This is a genomic window from Stenotrophomonas daejeonensis (assembly GCF_001431505.1).
In the GTDB taxonomy this organism is placed as follows: domain Bacteria; phylum Pseudomonadota; class Gammaproteobacteria; order Xanthomonadales; family Xanthomonadaceae; genus Stenotrophomonas; species Stenotrophomonas daejeonensis.
In genome coordinates this window covers 1-8706 of record NZ_LDJP01000028.1, presented here as the reverse complement: position 1 = coordinate 8706, position 8706 = coordinate 1, and the positions used below count along the sequence as shown (strand labels likewise).

The 8706-nt window shown below is 68.5% G+C and carries 8 protein-coding genes; 6 read left to right on the top strand and 2 right to left on the bottom strand.

From position 1 onward, the window contains the following. Nucleotides 1-212 precede the first annotated feature (212 nt). Nucleotides 213-866: a YceH family protein gene (locus ABB34_RS05345; protein WP_057640222.1), complete on the bottom strand. Its 654-nt coding sequence runs from the start codon at nt 864-866 to the stop codon at nt 213-215. Nucleotides 867-981: 115 nt separating this feature from the next. Between ABB34_RS05345 and ABB34_RS05340 the strand changes: the two genes are divergently transcribed. From ABB34_RS05340 to ABB34_RS05320, 5 genes are all read left to right on the top strand, one after another. Then, nucleotides 982-1887, top strand: coding sequence for a 5'-nucleotidase, lipoprotein e(P4) family (locus ABB34_RS05340; RefSeq protein WP_152979527.1), 906 nt, complete (start codon nt 982-984; stop codon nt 1885-1887). Next, complete coding sequence (gene pyrF / locus ABB34_RS05335) at nt 1884-2603, top strand: orotidine-5'-phosphate decarboxylase (protein WP_057640220.1); 720 nt, start codon at nt 1884-1886, stop codon at nt 2601-2603. Before ABB34_RS05340 ends, pyrF begins: the two co-directional genes overlap by 4 nt. A gap of 254 nt (nt 2604-2857) precedes the next feature. Further along, a complete protein-coding gene (locus ABB34_RS05330) occupies nt 2858-3799 on the top strand; it encodes a hypothetical protein (protein WP_152979526.1) in 942 nt (313 codons plus the stop codon). Then, nucleotides 3799-6414: a glycerol-3-phosphate 1-O-acyltransferase PlsB gene (gene plsB / locus ABB34_RS05325; RefSeq protein ID WP_057640219.1), complete on the top strand. Its 2616-nt coding sequence runs from the start codon at nt 3799-3801 to the stop codon at nt 6412-6414. The genes ABB34_RS05330 and plsB overlap by 1 nt, the downstream gene beginning before the upstream one ends. Before the next feature lie 65 nt (nt 6415-6479). Further along, nucleotides 6480-7337 carry a BRO family protein gene (locus ABB34_RS05320; RefSeq protein ID WP_057640218.1) on the top strand — a complete coding sequence of 286 codons (858 nt, stop codon included), beginning with the start codon at nt 6480-6482 and terminating at the stop codon, nt 7335-7337. Nucleotides 7338-7470: 133 nt separating this feature from the next. Here ABB34_RS05320 and ABB34_RS05315 read toward each other — a convergent pair whose 3' ends face one another. After that, nucleotides 7471-7674 carry a YdcH family protein gene (locus ABB34_RS05315; protein ID WP_057640217.1) on the bottom strand — a complete coding sequence of 68 codons (204 nt, stop codon included), beginning with the start codon at nt 7672-7674 and terminating at the stop codon, nt 7471-7473. A gap of 68 nt (nt 7675-7742) precedes the next feature. On the opposite strand from ABB34_RS05315, the gene ttcA reads away from it, so the two are divergent. Continuing rightward, nucleotides 7743-8657 carry a tRNA 2-thiocytidine(32) synthetase TtcA gene (ttcA, locus tag ABB34_RS05310; RefSeq protein WP_057640216.1) on the top strand — a complete coding sequence of 305 codons (915 nt, stop codon included), beginning with the start codon at nt 7743-7745 and terminating at the stop codon, nt 8655-8657. Nucleotides 8658-8706: the final 49 nt, after the last annotated feature.

Below are 8706 nucleotides of genomic sequence, written 5' to 3'. Positions count from 1 at the left end.
TAACTGTTCGGGCTGAGGATGGGAGCACGGAGTGCGGCGCCCCTGACTCCTACACGTGCTTGCTTGGCACCGCGACTGAACGGGCTGCCGCACTCCGCTCTCACCTGCAACGGTAACGGGATAAATGACACAAGCGACGTCAGTCGCGACCGGGGCTTTCACGGTAACGTCCCGGTCGCGACTGACGTCGCTCCTAGAAGCGCCAACGCTGCTCAGCCGTCCAGTCGCGCCTGTACCTGCGCCAACTGCTCCTGCAACGCGGATACCGTGGCTTCCAGCTGCTGCACGCGTTCTTCCAATGCGTTGTTGCCGGCCGCCCCGCCAGCCGCCGGGGCGCGATACTGCGCCGCCAGCGCTTCCACATCCACAGGACCACACAAAAGGTGCATGTAACGGTCCTCGCGTTGGCCAGTGGCGCGCGGCAGCTGCACCACCAGTTCGCGCTGGGCCAGCCGGTCGAGCTGGTGGCGCAGGTCCTCGGCGTCGGCGAACTTCGCCATGCGCTCGCTGCGCGCGGCCAGTTCGCCGGCGGTCTGCGGCCCGCGCAGCAGCAACAGGCCGAGCAGCGCCACCTGCTGGCGCGGCAGGTCGAGCTTGTTGCCGGCCAGGTGTTCGTAGCGCTCGGCGCGCGAGGAGAAATGCTGGCGTGCCAGCCCCATCGCCTCCAGTTGGCGCAATGCGTGCTGCACCTTGCCGGCGTCCAGGTTCATCAGCGGGTCGCGCGCGGTCTTCTGGTTGGCGGCCACCTGGGTGGCGTTGACGGTCAGCGGGTAGGCGTCCGGGGTGGTGGCTTCCTTCTCGATCAGGCAGCCCAGCGCGCGTGCCTGCGCGGCGTCGAGGACGGGAATGGCGGGGGAATCGGTCATCGTGTGCACCTGCGTCGCGCGAGGGGGCGCAAGCATAGCCGAGCCGGCCGCGGTGGGGCGGGCAGGCGGGTGAGCCGGTAAACTGCGCGGGTTTTCGTCCTGCCCGGTGCGCCGCATGTCCCGACTCCCGACCTTCTCCCTGCTCGCCGCCGCCATGCTGTCGCTGGCCGCGTGCACCGCTCCCACGCAGCTGACCCGGGGCGGGCCGGACGTCCCGGCCGCGGTGGCCACCAGCGAGGCCGTTCCCGCCGACGACAACCTCAACGCCGTGCTGTGGGTGCAGCGGGCGCAGGAGTACCGCGCCCTGACCACGCAGACCTGGCGCATGGCCGCGGCCACGCTCGACCGCGCCCTGGCCGACCCGCAATGGACCGCGTTGCTGCCCGGCGAAGGCGCCGAGCTGCAGCAGCCCGGCCTGAAGCCGGCGGTGGTCGTCGATGTCGATGAAACCATGCTCGACAACTCCCCCTACCAGGCGCGGCTGGTACTCGATGGCAAGTCGTACAAGGAGGAAAGCTGGGCCGAATGGGTGGCCGAGAAGCGTGCCCGCCCGGTGCCCGGCGCGCTGGAATTCGCCCGTGCGGCCAACGCCCGCGGCGTCACCCTCATCTATATCTCCAACCGCACCGACCAGATGAAGGCCGACACGCTGGACAACCTGCGCGCGGCCGGCTTCCCGGTGGCCGATGACGGCGTCTATCTCGGCATGGGCGTGGACGTGCCCGGTTGCACCCGGCCGGCCGACGACAAGGGCTGCCGCCGCATCAAGGTCGCCAGCCAGTACCGCGTGCTGATGCAGGTGGGCGACCAGATCACCGATTTCGGCCAGCCGCGCAGCAACGACAACGCCGACCGCGACGCCCTGCTCGCCGGCCACCCGGGCTGGCTCGGCGAGCGCTGGTTCATGCTGCCCAACCCGACCTACGGCGGCTACGAGTCGGCGGCGGTCGGCAACCGCCACGGCCTGTCCGCCGCGCAACGCCGCGCTGCCAAGCACGCCGCGCTGGAGCCGGCGCGATGAACCGCGGCCCGCTGCCGCTGCGCCCCGACGAGCGTTTGATCTTCGCCCTCGACGTGCCCGGCCGTGCCGAGGCGCTGCAATGGGTGGAACGGCTCGGCGACGCGGTGTCGTTCTACAAGATCGGCATGGAGCTGCTGGCCTCGGGCGAATACTTCGATGTGCTCGAGGAACTCGCCAAGCGCGACAAGCGCGTGTTCGTCGATCTCAAGTTCTTCGACATTCCCGCCACGATCGCCGGTGTTGTCCGCCGTTTGTCGCAGTGGCCGGTGAGCTACTGCACCATCCACGGCTGGCACCCGGCGATGATGGAAGCGGCCGCGGCCGCCAACGGCTCGGACATGCGCCTGCTGGCGGTGACCGTGCTGACCTCGATGGGCCGCCCCGACCTGGCGCAGATGGGCATCGACCGCGAACCGGTGGACGTGGTGGTCGAACGCGCGCTGGCCGCGCAGCGCGCCGGCATCGACGGGGTGATCGCCTCCGGGCAGGAGGCCGCGCCGATCCGCGCGGCCACGGGTGCCGGTTTCTCCATCGTCTGCCCCGGCATCCGCCCCGGCGGTCCGGCCGGCGACGACCAGCAGCGCACCGTGGGCGTGGCGCAGGCATTTGCCGACGGCGCCGACGCCATCGTCGTCGGCCGCCCGATCCGGCTGGCCCCGGACCCGCGCGCGGCGGCGCTGGCGATGCAGCAGGAAATCGCCACTGCATCAAGTTAAATCAATAACTTGAAGCGAGATTCATGAAGTATTGCTTTAACTGAACCGGGCGCGTAGGCTTGCACCTCGTCCGGTCCTGCCGGCGATGTGCCAACCTGTCCACCGGCCTTGCGCCGGCTTGAGGAGGTCCGCCACCGGCAACGGTGCGGCCTCTTTTTTTATGTGACCGGCCGCCGGGGGAATGCCGCCCCGCGCTTGCCGCTGTCACCCGGCAGGCCGCAAGATGCCCCGGCTCCTGGGGAGGACACCACGCCATGCCACGCCGTTCCCGAACGCGAACCTGTTGCCTGTACCTCGCACTGGCCGCCGCGGCGCTGCTGGCCGCCTCCTGCCGCCACGGCACCGAGGAGCTGCCCGGCGCCGCCAGCCGCCCGGCCACCGCGGTGCGGCAGATGGTCCAGTACCTGCAGGACGACGACCTGGCCGGCTACGCCCGCGCGGCGGTACCGCCGGCGCAGTACGCCGAGCTGGAAACGGCCTGGGCCCAGGGCCACAGCCGCTGGCCGCTGACCGAACTGCCGCTGGACGACAAGCTGCCGGTGCTGCTGGCGATACTGTCGGAAAAGGACGCAGAAACCCGCCTGCAGCGCGCGTTCAAGGCGCAGATCGCCGGGCAGGCCGCCGCCGTGCGCCAGGCCGCGCACTCGCTGGGCCTGTTCGGCGTGCAGTACATCACCTACCAGGGCGACTACAGCGATGCCGAGCGCGCCCACTACGCGCAGCTGGTCACCGCCCTGAGCGCATGGGCGCAGGCGGCGCCGCTGTCCGACCCGAAGCTGGCCGAATCCACCATCGCCACCCTGACCGGCGCCGCCCGCGCCACCGGCCTGGACAGCGAGGACGCCTTCCGCCAGGCCGGGATGACCGCCAGCCTGCAACGGCTGGGGCCGTTCGCCCGTGCCGCCAAGCAGGTGCTGGCCAGCTACGGGCTGGTGCTGGACGACAGCCTGGCGCAGCTGCGCACCGGCCTGGTCGAGGAACGCGGCGACGAAGCCACCGTGCGCGTGCAGTACCCGCTGGCCGGCGAGGAACTGGATTTGCAGGTGCAGGTGCAGCGGCGCGAAGGCCGCTGGTACCTGGCGCGGACCCTGGCCGAGGCGGAGGCGGCACTGGCCGCCGCCCGCACCGCGCAGGCCGCCACCATCGAGGCCACGGCCGAACCGGCGGACAGCGCCACCGGGGCGGCTAAGCCATAATGTCGCGGATGTCGAAACAGAATTCCCGGCCCGAACAGGGCGAACTCCTCCCGCACGACGAGGCCGGTACGCCTGCCGCCGCACCGGCCGCGATCGTGCCGGGCGCGCGCCCGGTGCAGGCCCGTCCCGGCCGCCGCCCGTGGTGGGCGCGCCTGCTCGGCCGCCTGATCGAACCGTGGCTGGGCCTGAAGATCGAACCGGAACAACCGCAGCACGACCCGGCGCAGCCGGTGGTCTATGTGCTGGAGGACTACGGCCTGTCCAACGCGCTGATCCTGGACAAGGCCTGCCGCGACGCCGGCCTGCCGTCGCCGCTGGTGCCGCTGCCGGGCAACCTGACCGGGCGCAAGCGCGCCTATGTGGCGCTGTCGCGGCGCTCCAGCAGCAATGCGCTGATCCCCGAGCAGCGCGGCGCCCGCACCCATTCGGACTCGCTGGCCAAGCTGCTGCAGGCGCACCGCGACAACCCCGCGCTGGACGTGCAACTGGTGCCGGTGTCGATCTTCGTCGGCCGTGCCCCGGACAAGCAGAGCGGCTGGTTCGCGGTGCTGTTCTCGGAGAACTGGGCGCTGGTGGGCCGCTTCCGCCGCTTGTTGGCGGTGCTGCTCAACGGCCGCGACAGCATCGTGCGCTTCGCCGCGCCGGTGTCCCTGCGCGAAACCGTGGACGAGGGGCTGGAGCCCGAGCGCACCGTGCGCAAGCTGCAGCGCGTGCTGCGCACCCACTTCCGCCGCATCCGCGAATCGATCATCGGCCCGGACCTGTCCACCCGCCGCCTGCTGGTGGACAAGGTGCTGGAGGCCGACTCGGTGCGTGAGGCCATCGCCGCGCAGGCCAAGCGCGACAACAGCAAGACCACCGAGGCGTGGAAGAAGGCGCAGGGCTACGCCTGGGAAATCGCCGCCGACTACTCCACCCCGGTGGTGCGCTCGGCCAGCTTCATGCTCAGCCACGTCTGGAACCGCATCTATGCCGGCGTGCTGGTGCACCACCTGGACAAGTTCAAGGAAGCCGCGCCCGGGCACGAGATCGTCTACGTGCCCAGCCACCGCAGCCACATGGACTACCTGCTGCTGAGCTACCTGCTGTACGACCGCGGCATCGTGCCGCCGCACATCTTCGCCGGCATCAACCTCAACCTGCCGGTGGTCGGCACCCTGCTGCGCAAGGGCGGCGCGTTCTTCGCCCGCCGCAGCTTCCGCGGCAACCCGTTGTATTCGGCGGTGTTCTCCGAATACATGGCGCAGCTGGTTTCCGGCGGCTACTCGATCGAATACTTCGTCGAGGGCGGGCGCTCGCGCACCGGCCGCCTGCTGCAGCCCAAGGGCGGGGTGATCTCGATGACCCTGCGCGCCTACCTGCGCCAGCCGCGCAAGCCGGTGCTGTTCCAGCCCATCTACATCGGCTACGAGAAGCTGATGGAAGGCAACAGCTATCTGGACGAACTGTCAGGACGGCCGAAGGAGAAGGAATCGATCTGGTCGCTGCTGTGGGGCATCCCCAAGGTGCTCAAGCAGAACTACGGCCAGGTGGTGGTGAACTTCGGCGAGCCGATCGCGTTGAACGACGTGCTGGCCGAGCATGCGCCGGAGTGGGATGGCCAGCCGGTGCCCGAGGACGAGAAGCCGGCGTGGCTGATGAAGACCGTCGACTCGCTGGCGCAGGACATCAACGTGCACGTCAACGCGGCCGCCGACGTCAACCCGATCAACCTGCTGGCGCTGGCCCTGCTGTCCACGCCCAAGCACGCGATGGGCGAGGCCGACCTGATCGCGCAGATCGAGCTGTGCAAGGCGCTGCTGGTGGAGATGCCGTACTCGGACCGGGTCACCGTCACCCCGCACACCCCCGAGCGCATCATCGCCCACGCCGAGGAAATCAACGTCCTCACCCGCATCAAGCACCCGCTGGGCGACGTGCTCAGCGTCAGCGGCGACACCGCGGTGCTGCTGAGCTACTTCCGCAACAACGTGCTGCACCTGTTCACCGCCTCGTCGTGGGTGGCCTGCTGCTTCCAGAACAACCGCCGCATGAGCCGCGCCGGCCTGCTGCGGCTGGGCCGCGGCCTGTACCCGTTCCTGCAGGCCGAGCTGTTCCTGCCGTGGAGCGAGGACCAGTTCGCCGCGCGCATCGAGCAGACCATCGACGTGTTCGTGCGCGAGGGCCTGCTGCAGCAGGTGAACGAGGACGACGGCGGCATGCTCGCGCGCAACACCGGGCAGACCGACGAGGTGTTCCGCCTGCGCGCCATCGGCCACTCGCTGCAGCAGGCGTTCGAGCGCTACTACATCGCCATCTCGGTGCTGGTGAAGAACGGCCCCGGCACGCTCGGCGCCGGCGAGCTGGAAAGCCTGTGCCAGCAGGCCGCGCAGCGCCTGAGCCTGCTCTACGCCCCGGCCGCGCCGGAGTTCTTCGACAAGACCCTGTTCCGCAGCTTCATCCAGAAGATGCGCGAACTGCGGCTGGTGTGGCCGGACGAGAACAGCAAGCTGCTGTTCGACGAACGCCTGGACGCCTGGGCCAAGGACGCCAAGTTCATCCTCGGCCGCGAGCTGCGCCACACCATCGAGCGGGTGAGCCCGGAGGCGGTGAAGGCGGAGGAGCCGGCGGCGTAGGTGCGGGGCGTGCCCCGCACGCTTGAACACACTCGAATGGCAAAGCACAGGAAGTGGAAGGCCCGATGAACGAGAAAGAGACGAAAGCGAAGACAGCGGCGACGGCAGCGGAAGGGCTACCTACTCTGGAAGGTCCGGTAGTCCGTCGTACCTGGCATCAGGGCCGCTGGTGGTTCGTGGTGGTCGATGTCGTGGCCGCCCTGACCGAATCACCCAGCCCGGATGGCTACCTGCGCGACCTGCGTCGCCGCGATGAAGAACTCTCCGCAGGCTGGGCGGTGCTGGTCACGCCCGTGCCCGTCACCACCCCCGGCGGCCGGCAGTTGTTGAATTGCGCCACGCTGGAAAGCGTCCTGCGCATCATCCAGTCGATTCCTTCGCCCAAGGCCGAGCCATTCAAATTGTGGCTGGCCAAGGTGGGCAACGAGCGTGTCGAAGAGGCCCGGGCCACGGATTTTGGCGCCTTGAGCGAAAACCAGCGCCGCCTGTTGCTGCGCGGACAGGTGGCGGAGCACAACAAGGATTTGGCTGCCGCAGCCAAACAGGCGGGTGTCGCGACACCGCTGGATTACGCGGTCTTCCAGGATTATGGCTATCGAGGCTTGTATGGCGGCTTGGGAGCGAAGGATATACATGCCCGCAAGGGATTGAAGAAGAACCAGAAGATTCTCGATCACATGGGCAGCACCGAACTGGCGGCCAACCTGTTCCGTGCCACGCAAGCTGAAGAAAAGCTCAGGCGGGACAACGTACAGGGCAAGGCCGCCGCCAACCGCACCCATCAGGGCGTGGGCGAAACCATTCGCCGAACCATCCAGGAGCTGGGCGGCACCTTACCGGAAGACTTGCCCAGGCCGGAAAAGAGCATCCAGCAGATCCAGAGGGCGACACTGCCCGTGGTGGGCAAAGGCAAGCTGAAGTAACTGGAAGACGGCAATCAATGGAATCAGTTACTTGAGTCAAAGGGGGGGGGCAATTTGCCCCCCCCCTCTCTCCAGGCAGGCATGGCAGTCTGCTGGCGGTGGCTCATGCTCATGCTGCAAGTTTTGGTGGAGCTCAGGCCGGCTCGTCCGGTATCAGCATGCTTTCCAGCCGGGTAATGCAGTCCTTGAGCTGCAGCTTGCGCCGCTTCAGCCGCTTGGCTTCCAGGTCGTCGTCCGGGTTGGCGGCCAACTGCGCGATGCGTTCGTCCAGACGGCGGTGTTCGGCCCGCAGTTCGGCGATGCGCTGGCTGATTTCGGCGGGCATCATGGTTTCCACGGGAATCGAGGATACACGCTGCCGGCCACGGCGAGGCCGTCGCCGCCAAGCCAGTTAGAATGGCCGGGATGAATGCCGTCATCCCCCTTCCCGACCCCGTCCGCAGCGCCCGCGACCCGCGCGCGGCCGAGCGCGAGCAGCACAAGCTGACCAAGCGCCTGCGCCGCCAGGTCGGCCAGGCCATCGCCGATTTCGGCATGATCGAGGCCGGCGACAAGGTGATGGTGTGCCTGTCCGGCGGCAAGGACAGCTACACCCTGCTCGACATCCTGCTGCAGCTGCAGAAGAAGGCGCCGGTGCCGTTCGAGCTGGTGGCGGTGAACCTGGACCAGAAGCAGCCGGGTTTCCCCGAGCACGTGCTGCCGGCGTACCTGCGCGACCTCGGCGTGCCGTTCCACATCATCGAGCAGGACACCTATTCGGTGGTCAGCCGGGTGATCCCGGAGGGCAGGACCATGTGTTCGCTGTGCTCGCGCATGCGCCGCGGCGCGCTGTACAGCTACGCCGAGGAGAACGGCTTCACCAAGATCGCGCTGGGCCACCACCGCGACGACATGGTGGCCACGTTCTTCATGAACCTGTTCCACCATGCCAAGCTCTCCGGCATGCCGCCGAAGTTGCGCAGCGACGACGGCAGGCACGTGGTGATCCGCCCGCTGGTCTACGTGCGCGAGAGCGACATCATCGAGTACGCCAATGTGCGCCGCTTCCCGATCATCCCCTGCAACCTGTGCGGCAGCCAGGAGAACCTGCAGCGCAAGCAGGTGGGGCTGATGATGCGGCAGTGGGAGAAGGACCACCCCGGCCGCATCGAGCAGATCTCGCGCGCGCTGGGCGATATTCGTCCTTCGCAGCTGGCCGATCCCAACCTGTTCGACTTCATGGCGTTGGGTCGCCGCGACGGTGCACCGCTGCCGGATGCACGTGCATGGTTGGCTGGCAGTGATACCCAAGTTTCTGAAGCCCCTCTCCCTGCGGGGTGAGAGGGGCAGTTTACGAACCACCGGTTCGTTGCCCCTCGAACGCCCTTGC

Coding starts and splice junctions, on each gene's coding strand:
- pyrF (WP_057640220.1), top strand. CDS start 1,884: ATGAACCGCGGCCCGCTGCCGCTGCGCCCCGACGAGCGTTTGATCTTC.
- ABB34_RS05320 (WP_057640218.1), top strand. CDS start 6,480: ATGAACGAGAAAGAGACGAAAGCGAAGACAGCGGCGACGGCAGCGGAA.
- plsB (WP_057640219.1), top strand. CDS start 3,799: ATGTCGCGGATGTCGAAACAGAATTCCCGGCCCGAACAGGGCGAACTC.
- ttcA (WP_057640216.1), top strand. CDS start 7,743: ATGAATGCCGTCATCCCCCTTCCCGACCCCGTCCGCAGCGCCCGCGAC.
- ABB34_RS05345 (WP_057640222.1), bottom strand. CDS start 866: ATGACCGATTCCCCCGCCATTCCCGTCCTCGACGCCGCGCAGGCACGC.
- ABB34_RS05340 (WP_152979527.1), top strand. CDS start 982: ATGTCCCGACTCCCGACCTTCTCCCTGCTCGCCGCCGCCATGCTGTCG.
- ABB34_RS05330 (WP_152979526.1), top strand. CDS start 2,858: ATGCCACGCCGTTCCCGAACGCGAACCTGTTGCCTGTACCTCGCACTG.